General features: G+C 59.5%; 24 protein-coding genes and 1 pseudogene. 17 read left to right on the top strand and 8 right to left on the bottom strand.

The window, feature by feature from the left end; translation table 11 throughout:
• Positions 1 to 58 precede the first annotated feature (58 nt).
• Positions 59 to 427, bottom strand: coding sequence for a DUF4870 domain-containing protein (locus LT42_RS19775; RefSeq protein ID WP_070356538.1), 369 nt, complete (start codon positions 425 to 427; stop codon positions 59 to 61).
• Positions 428 to 474: 47 nt separating this feature from the next.
• Complete coding sequence (gene rph, locus LT42_RS19780; RefSeq protein WP_037016699.1) at positions 475 to 1,197, bottom strand: ribonuclease PH; 723 nt, start codon at positions 1,195 to 1,197, stop codon at positions 475 to 477.
• A gap of 302 nt (positions 1,198 to 1,499) precedes the next feature.
• Between rph and LT42_RS19785 the strand changes: the two genes are divergently transcribed.
• The 6 genes from LT42_RS19785 to LT42_RS19810 all read left to right on the top strand — a co-directional run bounded on the left by LT42_RS19785 (position 1,500) and on the right by LT42_RS19810 (position 6,758).
• A complete protein-coding gene (locus LT42_RS19785) occupies positions 1,500 to 2,363 on the top strand; it encodes a YicC/YloC family endoribonuclease (protein WP_037016702.1) in 864 nt (287 codons plus the stop codon).
• Between the two features lie 13 nt (positions 2,364 to 2,376).
• Entirely contained in the window at positions 2,377 to 2,997 is a 621-nt protein-coding gene (gmk, locus tag LT42_RS19790; protein WP_037016705.1) for a guanylate kinase, read from the top strand.
• Positions 2,998 to 3,125: 128 nt separating this feature from the next.
• A complete protein-coding gene (gene rpoZ / locus LT42_RS19795; protein ID WP_025257879.1) occupies positions 3,126 to 3,389 on the top strand; it encodes a DNA-directed RNA polymerase subunit omega in 264 nt (87 codons plus the stop codon).
• A gap of 60 nt (positions 3,390 to 3,449) precedes the next feature.
• Complete coding sequence (gene spoT / locus LT42_RS19800) at positions 3,450 to 5,558, top strand: bifunctional GTP diphosphokinase/guanosine-3',5'-bis pyrophosphate 3'-pyrophosphohydrolase (protein WP_037016710.1); 2,109 nt, start codon at positions 3,450 to 3,452, stop codon at positions 5,556 to 5,558.
• 24 nt (positions 5,559 to 5,582) lie between these two features.
• Positions 5,583 to 5,963, top strand: coding sequence for a RidA family protein (locus LT42_RS19805; protein WP_037016713.1), 381 nt, complete (start codon positions 5,583 to 5,585; stop codon positions 5,961 to 5,963).
• Between the two features lie 57 nt (positions 5,964 to 6,020).
• Positions 6,021 to 6,758 (top strand): hypothetical protein, encoded by a 738-nt coding sequence (locus LT42_RS19810; RefSeq protein ID WP_037016715.1) that lies wholly within the window; start codon positions 6,021 to 6,023, stop codon positions 6,756 to 6,758.
• A 129-nt stretch (positions 6,759 to 6,887) separates the two neighbouring features.
• Here the strand turns inward: LT42_RS19810 and LT42_RS19815 are convergent, their stop codons facing one another.
• A complete protein-coding gene (locus tag LT42_RS19815) occupies positions 6,888 to 7,748 on the bottom strand; it encodes an SDR family oxidoreductase (RefSeq protein WP_037016718.1) in 861 nt (286 codons plus the stop codon).
• Between the two features lie 212 nt (positions 7,749 to 7,960).
• Between LT42_RS19815 and exbB the strand changes: the two genes are divergently transcribed.
• The 6 genes from exbB (at position 7,961) to LT42_RS19845 (ending at position 14,694) form a co-directional block, all read left to right on the top strand.
• On the top strand, positions 7,961 to 8,938 hold the full coding sequence (gene exbB / locus LT42_RS19820; RefSeq protein ID WP_037016721.1) for a tonB-system energizer ExbB: 978 nt from the start codon (positions 7,961 to 7,963) through the stop codon (positions 8,936 to 8,938).
• A 3-nt stretch (positions 8,939 to 8,941) separates the two neighbouring features.
• Entirely contained in the window at positions 8,942 to 9,367 is a 426-nt protein-coding gene (gene exbD / locus LT42_RS19825) for a TonB system transport protein ExbD (RefSeq protein ID WP_037016723.1), read from the top strand.
• Entirely contained in the window at positions 9,364 to 10,107 is a 744-nt protein-coding gene (locus LT42_RS19830) for an energy transducer TonB (RefSeq protein ID WP_037016726.1), read from the top strand. The genes exbD and LT42_RS19830 overlap by 4 nt, the downstream gene beginning before the upstream one ends.
• Before the next feature lie 91 nt (positions 10,108 to 10,198).
• Entirely contained in the window at positions 10,199 to 11,128 is a 930-nt protein-coding gene (locus LT42_RS19835; protein WP_037016729.1) for a hydrogen peroxide-inducible genes activator, read from the top strand.
• A gap of 8 nt (positions 11,129 to 11,136) precedes the next feature.
• Positions 11,137 to 13,212, top strand: coding sequence for an ATP-dependent DNA helicase RecG (gene recG, locus LT42_RS19840; RefSeq protein ID WP_037016732.1), 2,076 nt, complete (start codon positions 11,137 to 11,139; stop codon positions 13,210 to 13,212).
• Positions 13,213 to 13,299: 87 nt separating this feature from the next.
• Entirely contained in the window at positions 13,300 to 14,694 is a 1,395-nt protein-coding gene (locus LT42_RS19845) for an HDOD domain-containing protein (RefSeq protein WP_037016734.1), read from the top strand.
• A 133-nt stretch (positions 14,695 to 14,827) separates the two neighbouring features.
• Here LT42_RS19845 and LT42_RS19850 read toward each other — a convergent pair whose 3' ends face one another.
• The 4 genes and pseudogenes from LT42_RS19850 to LT42_RS19865 all read right to left on the bottom strand — a co-directional run bounded on the left by LT42_RS19850 (position 14,828) and on the right by LT42_RS19865 (position 17,326).
• The gene (locus tag LT42_RS19850; protein ID WP_037016737.1) at positions 14,828 to 15,202 is read right to left on the bottom strand and encodes a hypothetical protein; all 375 of its coding nucleotides are present in this window, start codon (positions 15,200 to 15,202) and stop codon (positions 14,828 to 14,830) included.
• Between the two features lie 314 nt (positions 15,203 to 15,516).
• Positions 15,517 to 15,786 (bottom strand): annotated as a pseudogene (locus LT42_RS19855) (HU family DNA-binding protein); the annotation flags it as partial.
• 188 nt (positions 15,787 to 15,974) lie between these two features.
• The gene (locus LT42_RS19860) at positions 15,975 to 17,123 is read right to left on the bottom strand and encodes an NAD(P)/FAD-dependent oxidoreductase (RefSeq protein WP_037016740.1); all 1,149 of its coding nucleotides are present in this window, start codon (positions 17,121 to 17,123) and stop codon (positions 15,975 to 15,977) included.
• Positions 17,124 to 17,158: 35 nt separating this feature from the next.
• Positions 17,159 to 17,326 (bottom strand): rubredoxin, encoded by a 168-nt coding sequence (locus LT42_RS19865; RefSeq protein ID WP_002555879.1) that lies wholly within the window; start codon positions 17,324 to 17,326, stop codon positions 17,159 to 17,161.
• Between the two features lie 380 nt (positions 17,327 to 17,706).
• On the opposite strand from LT42_RS19865, the gene LT42_RS19870 reads away from it, so the two are divergent.
• On the top strand, positions 17,707 to 18,285 hold the full coding sequence (locus tag LT42_RS19870) for a chorismate--pyruvate lyase family protein (protein ID WP_037016743.1): 579 nt from the start codon (positions 17,707 to 17,709) through the stop codon (positions 18,283 to 18,285).
• Complete coding sequence (ubiA, locus tag LT42_RS19875) at positions 18,285 to 19,175, top strand: 4-hydroxybenzoate octaprenyltransferase (RefSeq protein WP_037016746.1); 891 nt, start codon at positions 18,285 to 18,287, stop codon at positions 19,173 to 19,175. The genes LT42_RS19870 and ubiA overlap by 1 nt, the downstream gene beginning before the upstream one ends.
• A gap of 31 nt (positions 19,176 to 19,206) precedes the next feature.
• On the opposite strand, the gene LT42_RS19880 is transcribed toward ubiA, so the two are convergent.
• Positions 19,207 to 19,587: a COG4315 family predicted lipoprotein gene (locus tag LT42_RS19880; protein WP_037016748.1), complete on the bottom strand. Its 381-nt coding sequence runs from the start codon at positions 19,585 to 19,587 to the stop codon at positions 19,207 to 19,209.
• A 168-nt stretch (positions 19,588 to 19,755) separates the two neighbouring features.
• On the opposite strand from LT42_RS19880, the gene phoB reads away from it, so the two are divergent.
• The 3 genes from phoB to LT42_RS19895 all read left to right on the top strand — a co-directional run bounded on the left by phoB (position 19,756) and on the right by LT42_RS19895 (position 23,234).
• Positions 19,756 to 20,445 carry a phosphate regulon transcriptional regulator PhoB gene (phoB, locus tag LT42_RS19885; RefSeq protein ID WP_037016751.1) on the top strand — a complete coding sequence of 230 codons (690 nt, stop codon included), beginning with the start codon at positions 19,756 to 19,758 and terminating at the stop codon, positions 20,443 to 20,445.
• A 48-nt stretch (positions 20,446 to 20,493) separates the two neighbouring features.
• Entirely contained in the window at positions 20,494 to 21,795 is a 1,302-nt protein-coding gene (phoR, locus tag LT42_RS19890) for a phosphate regulon sensor histidine kinase PhoR (protein ID WP_037016753.1), read from the top strand.
• 98 nt (positions 21,796 to 21,893) lie between these two features.
• On the top strand, positions 21,894 to 23,234 hold the full coding sequence (locus tag LT42_RS19895; RefSeq protein WP_037016756.1) for a hemolysin family protein: 1,341 nt from the start codon (positions 21,894 to 21,896) through the stop codon (positions 23,232 to 23,234).
• Positions 23,235 to 23,339: the final 105 nt, after the last annotated feature.

Below are 23,339 nucleotides of genomic sequence, written 5' to 3' on the forward strand. Positions count from 1 at the left end.
ACATGAAGTCGGCTTTTGTTTGCCTGCAGATCGGGCAGGCGGCCGCTGTGCGCATTTCTTACTTGATCAGCCGCCAGGTGAACGGATACCGATAGGCAATCCCGTCATTGACCTTGACGCCGGCAATGATCGTCAGCACCAGTGCCCCGACCCCTACCAGCATCAACAGCGGAAAACCGATGATCACCACCATCAGCAAAAAGCAGATCATCACAGCAATAGCGACCGTGCTCTGAAAGTTCAGGGCCTCCTTGCCCTGGGCATCGATGTAGGGATCGGCCTCTTTCTTGAGCTGCCAGACGATCAGTGGTCCGAGCAAGTTGCCGAACGGGAAGATCAACCCGAAAAACGCAGCGAAATGGCAGAGCATTGCCCACTGACGGGCTTCCTTGCTGGGTGCTGGCAGCGGCGACTGACTCTCGATCATCATGCTTTCCCTATGCTGACGTAGTGTTGCGGATTAGGAGAAACCGATCAGTCGACCAGTGCCGCCTGCTGCAATTCAAAGATTTCGTTCATGCCTTTTTGAGCCAGTGCCAGCATGGCGTTCAGCTCTTCAGGCTGGAACGGTGCGCCCTCGGCAGTGCCCTGGACTTCGATGAAGCCGCCCGCATTGGTCATGACCACGTTGAGGTCGGTTTCGGCAGCGGAGTCTTCAAGGTAATCCAGGTCCAGGACCGGCTCGCCCTGGTACATGCCCACCGATACGGCGGCAATCATCTGCTTGAGCGGATCGCCACCTTTGAGGCCGCCGCGCTTTTTGATGGACTTCAGCGCATCGATCAGGGCAACCATGGATCCGGTGATCGACGCAGTGCGCGTCCCGCCGTCCGCCTGAATCACGTCACAGTCAACGTACAAGGTGATCTCGCCCAGCTTGGACATGTCCAGTGCAGCACGCAGCGAACGCCCGATCAGGCGCTGAATCTCAAGCGTGCGACCGCCCTGCTTGCCACGACTGGCTTCACGTTGATTACGCTCGCCTGTTGCCCGGGGCAGCATGCCGTATTCGGCGGTCAACCAGCCCTGGCCCTGCCCTTTGAGAAAACGCGGAACGCCGTTTTCAACGCTGACGGTGCAGATCACCTTGGTATCACCAAACTCAACCAGCACAGAACCCTCGGCGTGCTTGGTGTAGTTGCGGGTGATGCGGATCGGGCGAAGCTGATCGGCAGCGCGACCACTTGGACGTTTCATCTGGGATACCTGTACTGGGAGACGGAAAACTGGCCTGCATTATAGAGGTGCGGGCGTTGCTTGGGACACCTAATGAGACGTTGCTCGCGAAACGCCCCGTAAAACGGCGCGGCCAAACGCCGAGTCAAGACACCGCGCATCGCTTGCGACAATGCCACATTTGGGCGCACACCTCGCACTGAGCTACAATCCTGCGCCTTTACAGCCAGTCGTTTTCCTCGACGTGCGCCAGGCACTCGTGCCAGACCGGCTACCCGCAATCGCCCGAATTTATAACGCCTGAATTTATAGAGGTACGTCCCATGGTGCACAGCATGACGGCTTTTGCCCGCGCTGAACGAGCCGGCCCACAAGGCACGCTGAGCTGGGAACTGCGCTCGGTCAATCACCGTTACCTCGAACCTCACCTGCGCCTGCCGGAATCGTTTCGTGACCTGGAAGGCGCCGTGCGTGAAGCTCTGCGTCAAGGCCTGTCACGGGGCAAGATCGAATGCACGCTGCGCTTTACCGAGGAGTCCGCAGGCAAGCCGCTGCAGGTCAATCGCGAGCGCGCAGGTCAGCTGGTGGCAGCAGCTGAAATCGTTGCCAGCCTGATCCAGCAGCCCGCCGCGCTGAACCCCCTTGAAGTACTGGCCTGGCCAGGCGTACTGGTCGCAGACGCCGCTGACCCACAAGCCCTGAACAACGACGCGCTGGGACTGTTCAATGAGGCGCTGGACGAACTCAAAGCTGGCCGCGCCCGTGAGGGAGCCGATCTGTCGAGACTTCTCGACGAGCGGCTGACCTCTATCAAAACCGAGGTTGCGACGTTACGCAATCTGGTACCGCAAATGCTCGCGGCCCAGCGCCAAAAGGTGCTTGATCGCTTCGCCGACATGAAGGCCGAGCTCGACCCCCAGCGCCTGGAGCAGGAGATGGTTCTGCTGGCGCAAAAAAGCGACGTCGCCGAAGAACTCGACCGGTTGAGCACTCACGTCACTGAAGTCCGTCGCGTGCTCAAAGCCGGCGGACAGGCCGGACGCCGGCTGGATTTTCTGATGCAAGAGCTCAACCGCGAAGCCAACACGCTGGGCTCCAAAGCCTTCGATCCTCGAAGCACGCAAGCCGCAGTCAACCTTAAAGTGTTGATCGAGCAGATGCGCGAACAAGTGCAGAACATTGAGTAAGGCCACCCCCAACATGACCCACAGCACCGGCACCCTTTACATCATTTCCGCCCCATCGGGCGCGGGCAAGACCAGCCTGGTCAACGCCTTGATCAACGCTCAACCGCAAATTCGCGTGTCGGTTTCCCACACCACCCGGGCCATGCGTCCGGGCGAAGTGGACGGCGTGAACTATCACTTCGTTGATCGCGCCGCGTTCGTGCGGATGATCGAGCACGGCGACTTTCTCGAACAGGCTGAGGTGTTTGGCAACCTCTATGGCACCTCGCAGAGCCATTTGCAGCAAACACTGGATGAAGGCCATGACCTGATTCTGGAGATTGACTGGCAAGGTGCCGAGCAAGTCCGCAAGCTGATGCCGAATGCTCGCTCGATTTTCATCCTGCCGCCGACTCAGCAGGCCCTGCGTCAGCGCCTGACCAATCGTGGTCAGGACAGCGACGAGATCATCGAAGGTCGCATGCGCGAAGCGGTCAGCGAGATGAGCCATTACGCAGAATACGATTACATCGTGATCAACGATGATTTCGCCACGGCGCTCGAAGACCTCAAAGCGATCTTTCGCGCCAACCTGTTGAGTCAGGAGCACCAACAACAGCGTCATAGCCAGTTGCTCGCGCAACTTCTGGCCTGACCGGTTTTGCTCGGGAAACCGAGTCATCGCAAATCAGCGCTTCCCTAAACGCTGGTGATTTTTTAGACTGTCGAGTCCGCTCGCCCATTCGGGCACCGCGCATATCGCATTTGCTACGAGGAATACCCATGGCCCGCGTGACCGTTGAAGACTGCCTGGAACATGTAGATAACCGTTTTGAGCTGGTCATGCTCGCCACCAAACGCTCGCGTCAACTGGCGACCGGTGGCAAAGAGCCCAAGCTGGCATGGGAAAACGACAAGCCAACCGTGGTGGCCCTGCGCGAAATCGCGGCTGGCCTGATGGATTACGCTGTTATTGCAGAAGCCGAAATCGTTGAAGATGAACCACTGTTCGCCGCATTCGAGGACGAGTCCAGCGAGGCCGTCTAAGCCTATGCCTGGTCGACGTTGCAAGGCGCAGGGTCACAGCCTTCGGCAAGGAGTTTTATCTTGCCGAGCATAGACGCCCTCGCCGATCGCCTCTCGACCTACCTCGGCGCAGACCAGGTCAACCTGGTCCGCCGAGCGTATTTCTACGCCGAACAAGCCCACGACGGTCAACGTCGTCGCAGCGGCGAAGCCTACGTCACGCATCCGCTGGCGGTGGCCAACATCCTTGCCGACATGCACATGGACCATCAGAGCCTGATGGCCGCCATGCTGCATGACGTGATCGAAGACACCGGTATCGCCAAAGAAGCGCTCTGCGCCCAGTTTGGGGAAACGGTGGCCGAACTGGTCGATGGCGTCAGCAAGCTGACCCAGATGAACTTCGAGACCAAGGCCGAAGCTCAGGCCGAGAACTTCCAGAAAATGGCGATGGCCATGGCGCGGGATATCCGTGTGATTCTGGTCAAGCTCGCCGACCGCCTGCATAACATGCGCACGCTGGAAGTGTTGTCCGGCGAGAAGCGCCGGCGCATCGCCAAAGAAACCCTGGAAATCTACGCGCCTATTGCCAACCGTCTTGGTATGCACAGCGTGCGTATCGAATTCGAGGACCTTGGCTTCAAGGCGATGTACCCGATGCGCTCGTCGCGCATTGGGCAGGCGGTCAAACGTGCCCGTGGCAATCGCAAAGAGCTGGTCAACAAAATCGAAGAGTCGCTGAGCCACTGCCTGGCGGTTGATGGCATTGAAGGCGAAGTAAGCGGTCGCCAGAAGCACCTGTATGGCATCTATAAAAAGATGCGTGGCAAGCGTCGTGCGTTCAACGAAATCATGGACGTTTATGCGTTCAGGATCATCGTCGACAAGGTGGATACCTGCTACCGCGTACTGGGCGCTGTACATAATTTGTACAAACCACTGCCCGGCCGGTTCAAGGATTACATCGCGATTCCGAAAGCCAACGGCTATCAGTCACTGCACACCACCCTGTTCGGCATGCACGGTGTACCGATCGAGATCCAGATTCGCACCCGCGAAATGGAGGAGATGGCCAACAATGGCATCGCTGCGCACTGGCTGTACAAGTCGTCGGGCGATGAACAGCCGAAGAGCACTCACGCTCGGGCACGGCAGTGGGTCAAAGGCGTGCTGGAGATGCAGCAGCGCGCCGGCAACTCGCTGGAATTCATCGAAAGCGTGAAGATCGATCTGTTCCCGGACGAGGTGTACGTGTTCACCCCGAAGGGGCGGATCATGGAGCTGCCGAAGGGCTCCACCGCAGTGGACTTCGCTTACGCCGTGCACACCGACGTTGGCAACAGCTGTATTGCTTGCCGTATCAATCGCCGTCTGGCTCCACTGTCCGAACCGTTGCAGAGCGGCTCTACAGTCGAAATCGTCAGTGCACCCGGCGCCCGTCCGAACCCGGCCTGGCTCAACTTTGTCGTCACCGGCAAAGCCCGGACGCACATCCGCCATGCGCTCAAACTGCAGCGTCGGTCGGAGTCGATCAATCTGGGCGAACGGCTCTTGAACAAAGTGCTCAACGGCTTCGACAGCACGCTGGACAAGATTCCGGCCGAACGCGTACGTCTGGTCCTCGCCGAGTACAGGGTAGAGGTCATCGAAGACCTGCTCGAAGATATCGGTCTGGGCAATCGCATGGCGTATGTGGTGGCTCGGCGATTGCTCGCCAGCGAGGGCGACCAGTTGCCAAATGCCGAAGGGCCGTTGGCCATTCGGGGCACTGAAGGTCTGGTGCTCAGCTATGCGAAGTGTTGCACGCCGATTCCGGGTGACCCTATCGTCGGCCACTTGTCCGCAGGCAAGGGCATGGTGGTCCACCTGGACAACTGCCGGAACATCACGGAAATCCGTCATAACCCCGAAAAATGCATCCAGCTGTCCTGGGCGAAAGACGTTACCGGCGAGTTCAACGTCGAGCTGCGTGTCGAGCTGGAGCATCAACGCGGCCTGATCGCCTTGCTTGCCAGCAGCGTCAACGCGGCCGACGGGAATATCGAAAAAATCAGTATGGATGAACGCGATGGTCGCATCAGCGTGGTCCAACTGGTGGTCAGTGTGCATGATCGAGTGCATCTGGCACGCGTGATCAAGAAGCTGCGCGCCCTGGCTGGCGTGATCCGCATTACTCGCATGCGCGCGTAGTCAAACCGCTAACAGGAGTTATTCATGAGCAAGACCGTCATCTCCAGCGACAAGGCCCCTGCCGCCATCGGCACTTACTCTCAGGCGATCAAGGCCGGTAACACGGTCTACATGTCGGGACAGATTCCGCTGGACCCAAAAACCATGGAGCTGGTCGAGGGTTTTGAAGCCCAGACCGTTCAGGTTTTTGAAAACCTTAAAGCAGTGGCTGAGGCCGCAGGCGGTTCGTTCAAGGACATCGTCAAGCTGAACATCTTCCTGACTGACCTGAGCCATTTCGCCAAGGTCAACGAGATCATGGGCACGTACTTCGAGCAGCCCTATCCGGCCCGTGCCGCCATCGGTGTCGCTGCGCTGCCGCGTGGCGCTCAGGTCGAAATGGACGCCATACTGGTCGTCGAGTAAATCCCGGTGCGGAGCTCATGCACGCTCCGCCTCCTCAGCACAGGAAGGACTCCGCCTATGCGCGTTGCGTTTGCCCTCTCGCTGCTGGCAGCACTGCTCAGCGGCTGCGCCAGCCACTCCAACAAAACGCCGGACGGCACCTGGATCAACCAGGCCGCAATCGACGCCGCAGCTCAAGGCGGCAATTTGCGGCAAGCGTTACTGGCTTACGGCCCCAATCTGGAATGGAACATCAACACCAAGGCAGGCCAGGCCACTGCGTCCAACGGCTTCGAGCTCAGTGAAGGCAAGATTGCCAGTAACGCCGACGGCAAGTTGCGGGTCGATTTCTATGGCAACGCGTCGGATGAGTTGACCATCAAAGGTGACGATCTGGTGCAGCGCGCCAGCGACACAGGTCCAGAACAGCACTTCCGTTCGCCCAAGGAAGCACCGCCTGCCGGAGCGCAACCTGGCACCAGCTTCGAGCGCGCGCTTTATACCGCTTATCTGGGCGGCAAATGGACGATCGTCAACGGCGACGGCCAGGGCAGTACCGTGGAATTCCTGCCAGACGGCAGCGTCAGTGGGTTACCGGGCAATGATCGCTACGCACTGTGCCTTGCCGGCGACTGCGCGGCCATGAGCGGTGAGTACGACAGCATGTGGCTGGAAAAGGACGAGCGCGGTAATCCGTGGATCTTCGTTCGCAACGGCAAGCAGCTTGAGCTCTTCCAGGCAGTAAACAATGCACAGGCAACCGAGATGCCTGATTTGCGCCCAGGCGAGCGACGCTGGGTGCTTGAAAAGAACTGACTGTCGCGTACACATGGTGGGACCGGCTTCAGCCGGGAAGAGGTCAGTACCTGCGACCTCAATTTCCCGGTTGTTAAGACGGACGCCTTCTCGGCTAAAGCCGGTCCTACCCGTCCGCGCCAAAGCAGACTAGTTCGGCTGGTCTGCCAGCATCGCCTCATACCCTTCCTGATACGTCGCATAACGCGGTCTCCAGCCCAGCGCCTTGATGCGGGCGTTGCTGCAACGTTTACTCCCGGTGCGCCGCACACTGTTTGCATCCGACCACTCGGTGACGCCCAGGCGCTTTCGCAACCAGTCGACCACTTCAGCCAAGGGCACCGGCGCATCATCGACGCCGATGTAGCAGTCTTCCAGCACCTTGCCGTCTGCCGCGGCGCGCAGTAAAAACGCCAGCAGTCCGGCTGCGTCATCAGCATGAATACGGTTGCCATACAGCGGCGGCTCGCTCGCGACGCTATAGCCTTGACGTACACGGTTCATCAAATCGCTACGCCCCGGACCGTAGATGCCGGTAAGCCTGACAATGGTAGCGGCGACTCCGCTCTCCAGAGCAACCTGCTCTGCCTCGCGCATAACCTGGCCGGAAAAGCCGGTGGCTTCGGCAGGCGACGTTTCATCGACCCACTCACCTTGTTGCTGCCCGTACACACTGCTGCTGGAGACGAATACAAGACGCTTTGGTTTCTGACCGCTGCGTTCGCTCCACCCCAACACGTGTCGAAGTCCGTCGACGTAAGCAGCTCGGTAGCCCGCCTCATCCCGCTCGGTGGGCGTTGCGCAATAGACCAGAAAATCCAGCCGGCCCTCCGGCCAGTGCGCCGGAATACGGGCATCGAACAGATCGCCACTGACGGCAAGCACACCCGTGGGCAATTTCTCTATTGACCGCCGCAGGCCATACACGGTCCAGTCGTCGGGCAACAGTTGGGAGGCGAGCCGGCTCCCGATATCGCCACATCCAGCAATCAGAACGGATGGCGCTGACATGTCCAATCTCCCCATCATTTGTTGAATTTCGGCCCGTAAATCGGAGTTTAAAACCGACCATTGGGAAGCATTCTCAGGAAAAAAGAGACGCTCTTACTTTTGTTAACAAGAATTACTTGCAATAATGGCGACCCTTTGTTCTCCTCCGCTCGCCTCGCGCCAGCGTGACGCTCTCAGAACGAACACCTATTTTTATATCAGGTCGGGCCAGCATGACACCTATTCAAACTCCCGCTTCGTCAATCGCCAATCGAGGTCTGCCACGGGCAGGTCGCGCCTTTGCCGCGCTGCTTTTAAGCCTGATGCTGACGCCTGTCGCCCTCGCTGACTCCACTGCCCCCGCGCAGAAACCAGCGGTGCAGGCCGAGACACCAGCGGCCACACCGGTTGACCCTGCTGCAGCGCCAACCGTTCAAGAGTTGACACCGGCTTCTGCCCCGACTGATCCGGCGGAGCCTGCCGCGGAAGATAACAGCTTGGGCATGTCCCACGATCTCTCGCCGTGGGGCATGTACAAAAACGCTGACATTATCGTCAAAGCAGTGATGATCGGACTGGCCATTGCGTCGGTGATTACCTGGACTATCTGGATTGCCAAGGGCTTCGAGTTGCTGGGCGCCAAGCGCCGTCTGCGCGGCGAGATTGCAGCGTTGAAACGTGCGCGCAACCTGGACGAAGCCAGCGCAGGGGCAAAGAAAGAAGGCACCCTTTCCCATTTGCTTGTGCACGACGCCATGGAAGAGATGCGCCTGTCGGTCAACACGCGTGAGCGCGAAGGCATCAAGGAACGCGTTGCTTTCCGTCTTGAGCGACTGGTCGCAGCCTGTGGCCGCAACATGAGCATGGGCACAGGCGTGCTCGCCACCATCGGTTCGACTGCGCCCTTCGTAGGCCTGTTCGGCACCGTCTGGGGGATCATGAACAGCTTCATCGGCATCGCTAAAACCCAGACCACCAACCTTGCCGTGGTTGCACCCGGCATCGCTGAAGCATTGCTGGCCACTGCACTGGGCCTGGTTGCTGCGATCCCTGCCGTAGTCATCTACAACGTCTTTGCCCGCTCCATCGCCGGTTACAAGGCTCAAGTCTCCGACGCCTCGGCGCAGGTTCTGTTGTTGGTCAGCCGAGATCTGGATCACCAGCCTGCGGCCGAGCGCAGCCAACCGCCGCACATGGTAAAAATGGGGTAAACCATGGGCCTGCATTTGAAAGAAGGCGACGACGAGCTCGCCGAAAACCACGAAATCAACGTAACGCCGTTCATCGACGTCATGCTGGTGCTGCTGATCATCTTCATGGTCGCAGCACCGCTGGCGACGGTAGACATCAAAGTCGACTTGCCGGCGTCCACAGCCAAACCTGCTCCTCGACCCGAGAAGCCCGTTTTCCTGAGCGTCAAGGCGGACCAGAGCTTGTACCTGGGCGATGAAAAGGTCGCACGCGAGCAGATCGGCCAAGTGCTGGATGCCAAAACCAAGGGCAAGAAAGACACCACCATCTTCTTCCAGGCCGACAAGGGCGTGGATTACGGCGACCTGATGGACGTCATGAATGCCCTGCGCGGCGCAGGCTACCTGAAGGTGGGCCTGGTGGGTCTTGAGACGGTTGGTAAGAAATGATCAATACGCGCCAAAAACTGACGCGCTATAGCGGTAGTCTGTTGTTGGTGCTGGCGGTCCATGCCGTGGCGATCATCGTCGCATTGCGCTGGCCGTCCTCGCAGGCCATCGAACTGCCGCCAGCAGCCATGATGGTCGAGCTGGCACCTGCGCCGGAGCCAGCGCCACCACCACCGCCCAAAGTCGTGCAGCCGCCACAGCCGCCTGCGCCCGAAGAGCAGCTGCCGATCCCGCCCATTGCAGAAGCGCCAAAGGCTGAGATCGCCGTTCCCAAACCGGTCAAACCCAAGCCCAAACCACAGCCGCCCAAGCCGGTGAAAAAGGTCGAGCCTCCCAAGGAAGAGAAGCCGGCAGACGACAAACCGCTGGACGCCCCGCCGTCCAACGCCAAGCCGGAGAAGTCCGCCTCACCGCAGCCGGCCGCACCCACCCCGCCAAGCAATGCATTACCTACCTGGCAGGGTGAATTGCTGAGCCACCTGAGCAAGTTCAAGCGCTACCCGGAAGATGCGCGACGTCGGGGCATGCAAGGCACCAGCCGTCTGCGCTTCGTGGTCGACGGTGAGGGCCGTGTATTGTCCTACGAGCTGGCAGGAGGTTCGGGCAGTGCTTCGCTGGATCGCGCAACGCTGGAAATGATCCGCCGCGCCCAGCCGTTGCCCAAGCCACCACCGGAATTATTGAAGAATGGATCGCTGGAAGTCGTAGCGCCTTTCGTTTATTCACTCGATAAGCGCTGAAACGATAATTTTGTCAGTCGCGACGGGTTGATAACGTGCGTCTATCGATTGCACCCGCTATGCTGGGGCCGCAACTTCATGGACGCACGTTATGACCCTCACAGAATTGCGCTATATCGTTACCCTCGCTCAAGAGCAGCACTTTGGCCACGCCGCCGAACGCTGCCATGTCAGCCAGCCGACCCTGTCGGTGGGCGTCAAAAAGCTGGAAGATGAACTCGGTGTGCTGATTTTCGAGCGCAGCAAGAGCGCCGTACGTCTGACCCCGGTTGGCGAAGGCATCGTCGCTCAAGCGCAAAAGGTGCTTGAACAGGCTCAAGGCATTCGCGAACTGGCTCAGACCGGCAAGAATCAGCTGACCGCCCCCCTCAAAGTTGGCGCGATCTACACCGTTGGCCCTTACCTCTTTCCTCATCTGATCCCTCAACTGCACCGGGTTGCCCCGCAGATGCCGTTGTACATCGAGGAAAACTTCACGCACGTACTGCGCGACAAGCTGCGTAATGGCGAGCTCGACGCGATTATCATTGCGTTGCCGTTTAACGAAGCAGACGTGTTGACCATGTCGCTCTACGACGAGCCGTTCTACGTGCTGATGCCTGCCGACCACCCCTGGACCCAGAAGAAAACCATTGATGCCTCCGCGCTCAATGACAAAAGTCTGCTGTTACTGGGTGAAGGCCACTGTTTCCGGGACCAGGTGCTTGAAGCCTGTCCGACGCTGGTCAAAGGCGGCGACGCTGCCAAGCACACCACCGTAGAGTCCAGTTCGCTGGAAACCATCCGCCACATGGTCGCGTCCGGACTGGGCGTCTCGATCCTGCCGATGTCAGCGGTCGATAGCCATCATTACGCGCCAGGCGTGATCGAAGTGCGTCCGCTGTCGCCTCCTGTGCCGTTCCGCACGGTGGCAATCGCCTGGCGCGCCAGCTTCCCTCGGCCGAAAGCCATCGAAATCCTGGCTGACTCAATTCGTCTGTGCTCCGTGGCTCGTCCCAAAGCGCAGGCTGAAGCGAGCTGACTGACGGTATGACGGAGCTGTCTCATGTCTCGGTCACGGCGCTGAAAGGCGTCGGCGAGGCCATGGCTGAAAAGCTGTCGAAAGTCGGTCTTGAGAACATTCAGGACGTGCTGTTCCATCTGCCGCTGCGCTATCAGGACCGTACCCGGGTTGTGCCCATTGGCCAATTGCGCCCAGGCCAGGACGCCGTGATCGAAGGCGTGGTGAGCGGCGCCGACGTGGTGATGGGCAAGCGCCGTAGCTTGCTGGTCCGACTCGGCGACGGCACGGGTGTGTTGAGCTTGCGCTTTTACCATTTCAGCAACGCCCAGAAAGACAGCCTCAAGCGCGGCACTCATGTGCGGTGTTACGGCGAAGCCAGGCCCGGCGCGTCAGGACTTGAGATCTACCACCCGGAGTATCGCGCGATCACTGGCGACGAACCCGTCCCGGTGGAGCAAACGCTGACTCCCATCTACCCGACCACCGAAGGCCTGACTCAGCAGCGACTGCGGCAGTTGTGCCAGCAAAGCCTGTCGATGCTCGGACCCAAAAGCCTGCCCGACTGGCTGCCGGATGAGCTGGCACGCGATTGTCAACTGGCTCCGCTGGCTGACGCCATCCATTACCTGCACAACCCTCCCGCCGATGCCGACGTTGAAGAGCTTGCGTTGGGCCACCATTGGGCGCAGCACCGGTTGGCGTTCGAGGAGTTGCTGACCCACCAACTCTCCCAGCAACGCCTGCGCGAAAGCCTTCGCTCCCAACGCGCGCCTGCACTGCCGGCGGCCAAGCGCTTGCCAAAGAAATTCCTCGCCAACCTCGGATTTCCGCCCACAGGCGCGCAGCAGCGCGTCGGTAACGAAATCGCCTACGACCTGAGTCAGCCCGAGCCGATGCTTCGGCTTATTCAAGGCGACGTGGGTGCTGGCAAGACGGTTGTCGCTGCACTTGCGGCTTTGCAAGCTCTCGAAGCGGGCTATCAAGTTGCGCTGATGGCACCGACCGAAATCCTCGCGGAACAGCACTTCATCAACTTCACCCGCTGGCTGGAGCCGCTTGGCATAGAAACCGCCTGGCTGGCCGGGAAGCTGAAAGGCAAGGCACGCGCGGCATCCCTGGCGCAGATTGCCGGTGGCACGCCCATGGTGGTCGGGACCCACGCCTTGTTTCAGGACGAGGTGCAATTCAAGAACCTGGCGTTGGTCATCATCGATGAACAGCACCGTTTCGGGGTTCAGCAGCGTCTGGCTTTGCGCAAAAAAGGTGTGGGCGGCTCAATGTGCCCACATCAGTTGATCATGACTGCCACCCCTATCCCGCGCACGCTGGCGATGAGCGCCTACGCCGACCTGGACACCTCGATACTTGACGAACTGCCACCGGGTCGTACCCCGGTGAACACCGTTCTGGTGGTCGACAGCCGGCGTATTGAAGTCGTCGAGCGGGTGCGCAATGCGTGCGCCGAGGGTCGGCAAGCGTACTGGGTGTGCACACTGATCGAGGAGTCGGAAGAGCTGACATGCCAGGCGGCCGAGACGACATTCGAGGAGTTGACGAGCGCGTTGGGCGAGCTCAAGGTCGGCTTGATTCACGGGCGCATGAAGGCGGCCGAGAAAGCCGCTGTCATGGCCGAATTCAAGCAGGGCAACTTGCAGCTGCTGATTGCGACGACAGTCATCGAAGTGGGTGTCGACGTCCCCAACGCGAGCCTGATGATTATCGAAAATCCGGAACGTCTGGGGCTGGCTCAGCTTCACCAACTGCGCGGGCGGGTCGGTCGCGGCAGTGCGGCCAGCCACTGCGTGCTGCTCTACCATCCGCCGCTTTCGCAGATTGGTCGTCAGCGACTGGGCATCATGCGTGAAACCAACGATGGCTTCGTTATCGCCGAGAAGGATCTGGAACTGCGCGGTCCTGGTGAGATGCTCGGTACGCGCCAGACGGGACTGCTACAGTTCAAAGTCGCCGATTTGATGCGCGATGCTGATTTGCTCCCTGCGGTGCGAGACGCCGCACAGGCGCTGCTCGAACGCTGGCCACAGCATGTCAGCCCGCTGCTGGAGCGCTGGCTGCGCCACGGTCAGCAGTACGGGCAAGTGTGATGCAGTCTTCGCTCCATCAGCGTGTCACACCTCTATAACAACCAAGCTGGTTATACTTCAGCAATTGTAGGAATCTGGATACAGGCCATGACAGAAGCTGCCCACATCGACGCGACCCCACACTGCCCTGCTGTCATTCGGCAGTTGCTCGGCAAAGCCGCCATCAACTTCCAGGAAGTGACTGACAACGAGGCTTTGCCTCTTGATCAGAAGGTGCAGGCCATCCTGGTTGATGACTCGGTTGGCGCGCTGTTCATCCTGTTTCCGCAAAACCAGCTGCTCGATCTCAATCGCATCACCGAGTTGACCGGTCGCAAGTTGAAAGCCGTGCCCAAAGAGTCGCTCGACCTCATGCTGATCAAGCATAAGTTGGGCACGCTGCCCGGCCTGCCATCCTTGACCAGCTCGCCTTGTCTGTATGAAGAACGCATTCTGTCGGGTTCTACCGTTCTGATCGACTCGGGCGAGCCGGGCCTGCTGCTGGAAATCAGCAGCGAAGACTTCAAAACGTTATTGGCCAAGGCAAGCGCCGCCCGCTTTGGCGAACCGGTGACGTCTGTCATTCCTAACCTCACACGTCCCGATGACGACCGCGAGGAGATCACCAAGGCTGTACAGAACTTCACCGCCCGGCGCATTCAGCAGCGCCTGGAATCTACGGTCGAAATCCCGCCGCTGGCCGACACCGCGCAGAAGATCATCAAACTGCGTGTCGACCCCGACGCCACCATTGACGACATCACCGGCGTGGTCGAGACCGATCCGGCACTGGCTGCACAGGTTGTCAGCTGGGCGGCGTCACCGTACTACGGCTCGGCCGGCAAAATCCGTTCGGTAGAAGACGCGATCGTTCGGGTACTGGGCTTTGATCTGGTCATCAATCTGGCACTTGGCCTTGCGCTGGGCAAAACCCTGGCGTTGCCCAAGGATCACCCGCAGCAGGCGACCCCTTACTGGCAGCAGTCAATCTATACCGCCGCGATCATCGAGGGCCTCACACGCGCCATGCCGCGCGCCGAGCGCCCGGAAAACGGGCTTACGTACCTTGCCGGTTTGCTTCACAACTTTGGCTACTTGCTGCTTGCACACGTATTTCCGCCACACTTCTCGCTGATCTGCCGTCAGATCGAAGTGAACCCACACTTGCATCACAGCTTCGTCGAGCAGCACTTGCTGGGCATCACGCGCGAACAGATCGGTTCGTGGCTGATGCGCAATTGGGACATGCCGGAAGAATTGGTCATTGCTCTGCGCTTCCAGCACGATCCTCACTACGCAGGCGAGCATCACAAATACGCGAACCTGGTGTGTCTCGCGGTGAGATTGCTGCGCAAGGAAGGCATCGGTTCAGGCCCGATGGAGGCCATCCCGGACGAACTGCTTGAGCGCTTGAAGCTCTCTCGCGAGAAGGCTCAGGACGTCGTGAAGAAAGTGCTGGAGGCCGAGGTGCTGTTGCGCGAACTGGCTGCCCAGTTCAGCTGATTTCCGAGCATCGTCGACGGCCTTGAGTGCAATTGCGGGGCCGGCTTGCTGGCGGATGCGGTGTGTCAATGTCAGAGATGCCGAATGACACCGTACGTTCGCCAGCGAGCCGGCTCCTACAGATTCGTGGCGCTTATTTCTTCTTGCGCGGCTTCAGATACTTTGTCAGCCCCTGAAACCACATCACCAGCCCTGTATTGCCGATGACCTGGATATTTTTGTCCTGAATGCCCTGCATGAACGCCAGTTGCTTGTTCCGGGCCTGCATCGTGGCGAAGCCGTATTCGGCGTCTTTGAAGGAGATGACAAAGGCGGGCGCAGCGAAGGTACCTGCGCGGCTCTTGACGCGCTGATCACGCACAACGAAGTGCCTGGCGATTTTTCCATCAGCGGTCTGCAGTTGAAACGCCAAGTCCTTGCCCGCAAGTTGCTGCTGAAATGCAGGGTTGTTGCGGCTGGCTCTGGCCATCAACAGGCCCAACATCCAGAGTAAAAAACGAAACTTCATGCGTGAGGCCTCAAGGGAGCGACTGCGTCGGCGAATGTGCGCAGTGTAGCGAGCTTGAGCGGTCGATGAATGAGCAGAACCGGCGGGTCGCAAAGTGGCGCGCCATACCCCTGCAAACGACGCGGCGATTTTTCGTATTGCCATAAAAAATGGGCATGCCGGTTGACCGGCATGCCCATTTTTTTGCTGCTCGCCTGTTTAGGGCATTCAGCCAATTACTTTTTCTTGGCAGCGGGCGCTTTGGTTGCTGCGGCTTTGGCCGGCTTGGCTTCTTTGGCTGCTGCAGCCGGTTTGGCTGGCTTGATCGAGTCAGGGTTGACGCTGTCTTTGAGGAACTTGCCTGGCTTGAACGCCACAGTGTTGCTGGCCTTGATCTTGACTGGCTCACCGGTTTGAGGATTTTTACCTGTGCGGGCACCACGATGGCGCTGCAAGAACGTGCCGAAGCCAACCAGCGTAACGCTGTCTTTCTTGTGCAGTGCGTTGGTGATTTCGTCGAGGACGGCGTTCAGGACGCGATTGGCTTGTTCTTTGGTGAGATCTGCTTTCTCGGCGATAGCCGCTGCAAGTTCTGGTTTGCGCATATGTAGCCTCTTTTACGGTTTTTTGTTTTTATGTCCCGTGCAGCCCTTGCGGACAGCGAGCAGGTGCCGCAACTGCTCTACGTTGCGGCAGACCGGAATGAGAATGGCACGCCGCCGACCCCCGCGCCAGTACAGGGGCTGCGTTTGTTTCAACTAAAAGAAGGCTTATCCGACAGAACGACAGGTATTTATGCCAGCAGCGAAGGCAACGCTTTGTTCAGCGCAAGCTTCTCCATCACGGCAGTGCCTGTCAGCGCATAACCCAGCAAGTTACCTTCCGGGTCGCGGCACAGCGCTTTGATGTCAGCGCCCTCGCCTTCGACGGCCCATGTGCCCTCAGAGCCCTTGGGCGGCGGCGATACCACCAACGGACAGACCGGTGTTTTGACGGTGACCGGCATGGGGCCATATTTAACGGCTGCAGGCGTACCGTTCAGGGTCTGCGCCAAGGCACGCGCGCAGCTCATCAGTGGCATGACGTAAAGCAGATTCAGCCCATCGACTTCTGCGCAGTCACCCAGCGCATAAATGTTGGCGTGCGAGGTTTGCAGCTGCCGGTCAACCACGACGCCGCGTCCGATCTCGAGGCCGGCTGCGGCCGCCAGATCCGTTCGAGGGCGCAAGCCGATCGCAGACACCACTAGGTCGCAATGCAGCACTTCGCCATCGGACAAATGCGCCTCAAGTCCGTCTGCGGCGCGCTCAAGACGCGTCAACAGCGGCCCGAGATGGAAACGCGCGCCCAGGCTCTCCAGCCCGGCCTGAACAGCCGCGGCCGCCTGTGAGGGCAGCAGCGTGGGCATTACCTGCTCGCATGGGGCCACGACATCGACCTCGTAGCCGCCCAGAATAAGATCATTGGCGAATTCGCAGCCGATCAGTCCCGCGCCCAGGATCAGCACCCGTCGCTTTCCGGCGGCAGCGGCGCGAAAGCGCGCATAGTCTTCGAGATCATTGATCGGAAATACGGCATCACCGGCGTCACCCGCCACCGGCACGCGCACCGTTTCCGCCCCCCAGGCCAAAATTAGGTCACGGTAGTACACGGCCTCCTCGCCCACCCACAGACGCTTGTGTCCAGGGTCAATACCGCTGACGCGCGTATGCGTGCGGACCTCGGCCTTAAGCTGCTCTGCCATTGTCCCTGGCTCAGCCATGCTCAGACCGTCCGCTTCCTTGTTCTTGCCGAAGCCGGTAGAGAGCATCGGCTTGGAGTACGAGCGGCCGTCGTCGGCCGTGATCAGCAGCAGCGGCGTCTCGCCATCCAGCTTGCGAAATTCTCGAGCGAGGTTGTAGCCCGCGAGGCCGGTGCCGATGATCACGACAGGTGCGTTCATTGAGTTCTCCAAAGGGGGTTGGGATCGTCGGCGGATTAGCCGATTTCGATCATTTCAAAATCCATTTTGCCAACGCCGCAGTCGGGACACAGCCAATCTTCGGGTACGTCCTGCCAAAGGGTGCCAGGCGCGATACCGTCATCCGGCCAGCCATCGGCTTCGTTATAGATCAGGCCACAGACTATGCATTGCCACTTTTTCATCGCTCGGTTCTCTTGGTTTCAGGCTAGACGTCCCACACGCTCCGCTGTCTTCGCGAAGTTTATCGAATGGGTCAGGCCTTGTACTGATCACCGCGCGATGACGCAAGTTTCATCGATACAGCGGTCACAGACTTTTAGGAACTGGTCGAATGTGACTAGCCTGGAGCGCGTCAGCGGCGACACCGCGAAACATAGGGTGCCCACAACGGCCCCTTCCCGGCTGAAGCCGGTCCCACTAACGCCGCATACCCAGTGGGGCTGGCTTTAGCCGGGAAGGCGTCAGTTGACTCAGCGCAAAAAAGGGCAGCGCTTCGGTCGTCGGTCAGCAATCGCAATCATGCTAAGCTCGCCGCATCGATGGCCGCCAATATTCGTTCCCCGTGACCCAGCAAACCCCTGCCTTTCCAGCGCCCGTGTGGCTACTTCGCGATCAAATTCCCGAAGCACCTTCGCCCCTTGTTCTTGAGTGGCTGTTTCACGAAGACTCCCTCACTCGACGCCTGACCCGCCTTTCTGATAACCGATTCAGCGTGAAGCCGCTGTACGAAGGATGGCAACGGCTGCGCGACGATGAATGCAGTTTGCTGCAACTGCCCGCGGGCAGCGAAGGTTGGGTGCGTGAGGTCTATTTGCTCGGCAACGATGAACGATGGGTATTTGCCCGCAGCGTTGCTGGCCGCACCGCGCTGGAACGCGACGGTCTGCACATGGACGCACTCGGTACCCGTTCCCTGGGGGAATTGTTGTTCAGCGATAAAGCCTTTGAGCGCGGCCCTTTGCAGGTGTGCCGTTACCCGGCGCAGTGGTTGCCGGAGGCTGACTCGCAGCCGGATCTATGGGGTCGCCGTTCCTGCTTCAGCCGAGCAGCGTTGAGCATTCTGGTGGCGGAAGTGTTCCTGCCCACTGCCTGGCGCGCTATCAACGCCACCCACCCGCTGCACGCTCAGGAGAATCGTTGATGTACGTGTCATTGCTCAAGTCTCTGAACCGTCTGCATCCACGCGTCTGGGACTTCATCCAGCTCACGCGCATCGACAAGCCCATCGGCGTTTACCTGTTGCTCTGGCCCACACTTTGGGCCGTGTGGATCGCAGGCAAAGGCTCGCCATCCCTGAGTACGCTGTTCATCTTCGTCGTCGGCGTGTTTCTGATGCGCGCGGCGGGCTGCGTGATCAACGACTATGCCGACCGCAAGGTGGACGGCCACGTCAAACGTACCGAGCAGCGGCCGCTGGTCAGTGGCAAGGTAAAGCCTAAAGAAGCCTTGACGCTCTTTGCTGTGCTGGTGGCGCTGAGCTTCATACTGGTCTTGTTCACCAATGCGACCACCATCTGGCTGTCTGTCGGCGGGCTGGCCCTTGCGGCCTGTTACCCGTTCATGAAGCGCTACACCTACTACCCTCAGGTGGTATTGGGCGCCGCGTTTTCCTGGGGCATGCCCATGGCGTTTACCGCTGAAACCGGTGAACTGCCCGCCGCTGCCTGGCTGCTGTACATCGCCAATCTGCTATGGACGGTAGGATACGACACGTACTACGCGATGACGGACCGCGAAGACGATTTGAAGATAGGCGTGAAGTCGACCGCCGTACTGTTCGGCGACGCTGACAGAGTGATCATCCTGACGCTGCAATGTCTGGCGTTGCTTTGCCTGATGCTCGCGGGTTCACGCTTCGAGCTGGGCCTGTACTTCTTCATCGGCCTGCTGACAGCGGCGGGTTGTTTTGTATGGGAATTCTGGTCAACGCGGGACAAGGATCCGCAGGCCTGCTTCAAGGCTTTCCTGCACAACCACTGGGCAGGGCTGGCGATTTTTGTGGGCATCGTCCTGGACTATGCGCTGCGTTGACCCAGCCGGCCAACGCAGCAGCAAGCTCAGATCAGGGCTTTGCGATGTGCCAGACGTCGCCTTTGCCGTCACCGGTTTTGTCGCCAGCGGCTTTGTCATTTTTGAAGGTATACAGCGGCTTGCCTTTATAGACCCACTGCGAGGCGCCGTCGTCGCGCTTGATGATGGTCCAGTCGCCCTCAGCCTTGTCGCTTGAGCTGGCAGTCAGCGGCGGCCAGTTGGTTGCGCATTGATCGTTGCACACCGATTTGCCCGCAGAGGTGTCCTTGTCGTAGGTGTAGAGGGTCATGCCTTTGTGATCGGTCAGCGCTCCATCGCTAGTCATTGCAGGCGCCGCTGCGAATGCCATGCCGGAGGATGCCAGCGCAGCCGCGGACAAAAGACGTACCAGTGCGGAAGAAATTCGGGTCATGGATGAATCCTCTATTGTCTGTCGTTGTGTGGACATTCTTGTAGGACAAGCCGTCAGCTTAGCGCTAGACCGCCCGATAAGCCTAGTCCGAACTAACCTGTCACACGACTGCAATAATTCCGTTATCTAATGCGGCCCAAGACAGATAAATGACATGAGGTTCGAGGCATGGTTGGCAGGAGCATTCTGATCGTCGACGACGAAGCGCCCATTCGCGAAATGATTGCCGTCGCACTGGAGATGGCTGGCTATGACTGCATCGAGGCCGAAAACTCGCAACAGGCTCACGCCGTTATCGTCGACCGCAAGCCGGACCTCATCCTGCTTGACTGGATGCTGCCCGGGACATCCGGCATCGAGCTGGCTCGCCGTCTGAAGCGCGACGAGCTCACCGGCGATATTCCGATCATCATGCTCACCGCCAAAGGCGAAGAAGACAACAAGATCCAGGGCCTTGAAGTCGGCGCCGACGATTACATCACCAAACCCTTCTCCCCCCGCGAGCTGGTCGCCCGGCTCAAGGCCGTGCTGCGTCGGGCTGCGCCGAATGACGGCGAATCGCCAATCGAAGTGGGCGGCTTGCTGCTGGACCCGATCAGCCACCGCGTGACTATCGACGGCACTCCTGCCGAGATGGGCCCGACCGAATACCGCCTGCTGCAATTCTTCATGACCCACCAGGAACGCGCCTACACCCGCGGGCAGTTGCTCGATCAGGTCTGGGGCGGAAACGTTTACGTCGAAGAGCGCACCGTGGATGTCCACATCCGGCGTCTGCGCAAAGCCCTCGGCGAGGCTTACGAAAATCTGGTACAAACCGTCCGCGGTACTGGCTACCGTTTCTCCACCAAAAGCTGAGAAAGCTTTCGGCAGCGATTCAGACCGCTGAAGACAAGGACGCGTTAATTGAATCACAACTGGCATGGCACCCTGATCCGCCACTTGCTGATGTTGGTCACAGTCTCGCTGCTGGCCGGTTTGATCAGCGGCCATTACGGCGGGTGCCTGGCAATCGGTCTGGGGCTGTATCTGGCCTGGACCCTCAAACAGCTGCTGCGCCTGCACGAATGGCTTCGCCATCACAAACCCGACGAGCCACCGCCAGACGGTTACGGTTTATGGGGTGAGGTCTTTGACAGCATCTACCATCTGCAACGTCGCGACCAGCGCGTCCGCGGTCGGCTGCAGGCGGTAATCGACCGTGTCCAGGAGTCCACAGCCGCGCTGAAAGACGCCGTGATCATGCTCGACAGCGACGGCAATCTGGAGTGGTGGAACCGTGCGGCTGAAACACTGCTGGGCTTGAAGACCCCGCAAGACAGCGGCCAACCTGTGACCAATCTGGTGCGCCATCCGCGCTTCAAAGAATACTTCGAGCACGCCAACTACGCCGAACCGCTGGAAATCCCGTCGCCGGTTAATGACCGTCTGCGTATTCAGATGCTGATCACGCGCTACGGCAACAATGAGCACCTGATGCTGGTCCGTGACGTGACGCGTATGCACCAGCTGGAGCAGATGCGCAAAGACTTCGTCGCCAACGTGTCACACGAGCTGCGCACGCCGCTGACGGTGATCTGCGGTTACCTGGAGACGCTGCTGGACAACGTCGAAGAGGTGAATCCGCGCTGGGTACGCGCGCTGCAGCAAATGCATCAACAGGGCGGACGCATGCAGACGCTGCTCAACGACCTGCTGTTGCTGGCCAAACTGGAAGCCACCGACTACCCGTCCGACAACCAGCCCGTGGCGGTTTCCGCCTTGCTGCAAAGCATCACCAACGATGCGCAGGCCCTGTCGGGGAGCAAGAATCAGCACATCACCCTGGAACTGGAAAGCGATGTCAGCCTCAAGGGCAGTGAGGCGGAACTGCGCAGCGCGTTCTCGAACCTGATCTTCAATGCCGTCAAATACACGCCGGCCGAGGGCAAGATCCGCATCCGCTGGTGGAGCGATGGGCGCGGTGCGCACCTGAGCGTGCAGGACTCGGGCATTGGCATCGACAGTAAACACATTCCGCGCCTGACCGAACGTTTCTACCGCGTCGACTCCAGCCGCGCATCCAACACCGGTGGCACCGGTCTGGGCCTGGCCATCGTCAAACACGTGCTGTTGCGCCATCGGGCAGCGCTGGAGATCAACAGCGTGCCTGGCAAGGGCAGCGTGTTTATCTGCAACTTTGCCCCCAACCAGATGACCAAGCCCTAGGCAAGCCTGTGGATAGCCGCTAAATTGCCCCCTTACGCCCTCTAATTGTGAGGGCTTGTTTCATTCCCCCTTCAAAACGGAACCTGCAAAACCCCATCATGGACCCTTCCCCTGGTATCAGCCTGGCTTCACTCTTCGCCGACTTCGGCATGATTCTTTTCGCAATGGTGTTGGTTCTGCTCAACGGATTCTTCGTTGCGGCTGAGTTCGCCATGGTCAAACTGCGCTCAACCCGGGTTGAGTCGATCGCCGACAACAACGGTTGGCGCGGACGCATATTGCGCACGGTTCACAGTCAGCTGGACGCTTATCTCTCTGCCTGCCAGCTGGGTATTACCCTGGCGTCGCTGGGACTGGGCTGGGTCGGCGAGCCGGCGTTCGCGCATTTGCTCGCGCCCCTGCTTGAAACCGTAGGCGTGGAATCGCCCGAGGTCGTCAAAGGCGTATCGTTTTTCAGTGCCTTTTTCATGATTTCTTATCTGCACATCGTCGTCGGTGAGCTTGCGCCCAAATCCTGGGCCATTCGCAAGCCTGAGTTGCTGTCGCTGTGGACCGCAGTGCCGCTCTATCTCTTCTACTGGGCCATGTACCCGGCTATCTACCTGCTCAACGCCAGTGCCAACGGCATTCTGCGCATTGCAGGCCAGGGCGAGCCCGGTCCGCATCACGAGCACCATTACAGCCGTGAAGAGCTCAAGCTGATCCTGCATTCAAGCCGCGGTCAGGACCCTAGCGATCAAGGCATGCGCGTGCTGGCTTCCGCTGTGGAAATGGGCGAGCTGGAAGTGGTGGATTGGGCCAACTCCCGTGAAGACATGGTCTCGCTGGAATTCAACGCGCCGCTCAAGGAAATCCTGGCGATGTTCCGCCGCCACAAGTTCAGCCGGTACCCGGTGTATGACTCGGACCGCAATGAGTTTGTGGGTTTGCTGCACATCAAGGATTTGCTGCTGGAGCTGGCTGCGCTGGATCACATTCCCGAATCGTTCAACCTGGCCGAGCTCACACGGCCGCTGGAGCGCGTGTCCAAGCACATGCCGCTTTCGCGCCTGCTGGAGCAGTTTCGTCAGGGCGGCGCGCACTTTGCGTTGGTCGAAGAAGCTGACGGCAAGATCATCGGCTATCTGACGATGGAAGACGTGCTGGAGGTGCTGGTCGGCGATATTCAGGACGAACACCGCAAGGCGGAGCGCGGGATTCTGGCGTATCAGCCTGGCAAACTGCTGGTACGCGGCGACACGCCGCTGTTCAAGGTCGAGCGCCTGCTGGGCATCGACCTGGACCACGTGGAAGCCGAAACCCTCGCAGGCCTGATCTACGACAGCCTCAAGCGCGTGCCCGAGGAAGAGGAAGTCATGGAAGTCGAAGGCCTGCGCATCATCATCAAAAAGATGAAGGGCCCCAAGATTGTGCTGGCGAAGGTGTTGAAGCTGGATTGATCTGGCCGCACGCCAGGTTTCGGCTCCTCGTTTAACGGCCTCAGTGCACCAGAGCACGGGCAAGCCACGCTCGGGCTTGGGACTTGGGCTTGGGCTTGGGCTTGG

Origin of the sequence: Pseudomonas lutea, assembly GCF_000759445.1 — a bacterium.
Lineage (GTDB): Bacteria > Pseudomonadota > Gammaproteobacteria > Pseudomonadales > Pseudomonadaceae > Aquipseudomonas > Aquipseudomonas lutea.

Coding starts and splice junctions, on each gene's coding strand:
- LT42_RS19775 (WP_070356538.1), bottom strand. CDS start 427: ATGATCGAGAGTCAGTCGCCGCTGCCAGCACCCAGCAAGGAAGCCCGT.
- rph (WP_037016699.1), bottom strand. CDS start 1,197: ATGAAACGTCCAAGTGGTCGCGCTGCCGATCAGCTTCGCCCGATCCGC.
- LT42_RS19785 (WP_037016702.1), top strand. CDS start 1,500: ATGGTGCACAGCATGACGGCTTTTGCCCGCGCTGAACGAGCCGGCCCA.
- gmk (WP_037016705.1), top strand. CDS start 2,377: ATGACCCACAGCACCGGCACCCTTTACATCATTTCCGCCCCATCGGGC.
- rpoZ (WP_025257879.1), top strand. CDS start 3,126: ATGGCCCGCGTGACCGTTGAAGACTGCCTGGAACATGTAGATAACCGT.
- LT42_RS19805 (WP_037016713.1), top strand. CDS start 5,583: ATGAGCAAGACCGTCATCTCCAGCGACAAGGCCCCTGCCGCCATCGGC.
- LT42_RS19810 (WP_037016715.1), top strand. CDS start 6,021: ATGCGCGTTGCGTTTGCCCTCTCGCTGCTGGCAGCACTGCTCAGCGGC.
- LT42_RS19815 (WP_037016718.1), bottom strand. CDS start 7,748: ATGTCAGCGCCATCCGTTCTGATTGCTGGATGTGGCGATATCGGGAGC.
- exbB (WP_037016721.1), top strand. CDS start 7,961: ATGACACCTATTCAAACTCCCGCTTCGTCAATCGCCAATCGAGGTCTG.
- exbD (WP_037016723.1), top strand. CDS start 8,942: ATGGGCCTGCATTTGAAAGAAGGCGACGACGAGCTCGCCGAAAACCAC.
- LT42_RS19830 (WP_037016726.1), top strand. CDS start 9,364: ATGATCAATACGCGCCAAAAACTGACGCGCTATAGCGGTAGTCTGTTG.
- LT42_RS19835 (WP_037016729.1), top strand. CDS start 10,199: ATGACCCTCACAGAATTGCGCTATATCGTTACCCTCGCTCAAGAGCAG.
- recG (WP_037016732.1), top strand. CDS start 11,137: ATGACGGAGCTGTCTCATGTCTCGGTCACGGCGCTGAAAGGCGTCGGC.
- LT42_RS19845 (WP_037016734.1), top strand. CDS start 13,300: ATGACAGAAGCTGCCCACATCGACGCGACCCCACACTGCCCTGCTGTC.
- LT42_RS19850 (WP_037016737.1), bottom strand. CDS start 15,202: ATGAAGTTTCGTTTTTTACTCTGGATGTTGGGCCTGTTGATGGCCAGA.
- LT42_RS19860 (WP_037016740.1), bottom strand. CDS start 17,123: ATGAACGCACCTGTCGTGATCATCGGCACCGGCCTCGCGGGCTACAAC.
- LT42_RS19865 (WP_002555879.1), bottom strand. CDS start 17,326: ATGAAAAAGTGGCAATGCATAGTCTGTGGCCTGATCTATAACGAAGCC.
- ubiA (WP_037016746.1), top strand. CDS start 18,285: ATGTACGTGTCATTGCTCAAGTCTCTGAACCGTCTGCATCCACGCGTC.
- LT42_RS19880 (WP_037016748.1), bottom strand. CDS start 19,587: ATGACCCGAATTTCTTCCGCACTGGTACGTCTTTTGTCCGCGGCTGCG.
- phoB (WP_037016751.1), top strand. CDS start 19,756: ATGGTTGGCAGGAGCATTCTGATCGTCGACGACGAAGCGCCCATTCGC.
- LT42_RS19895 (WP_037016756.1), top strand. CDS start 21,894: ATGGACCCTTCCCCTGGTATCAGCCTGGCTTCACTCTTCGCCGACTTC.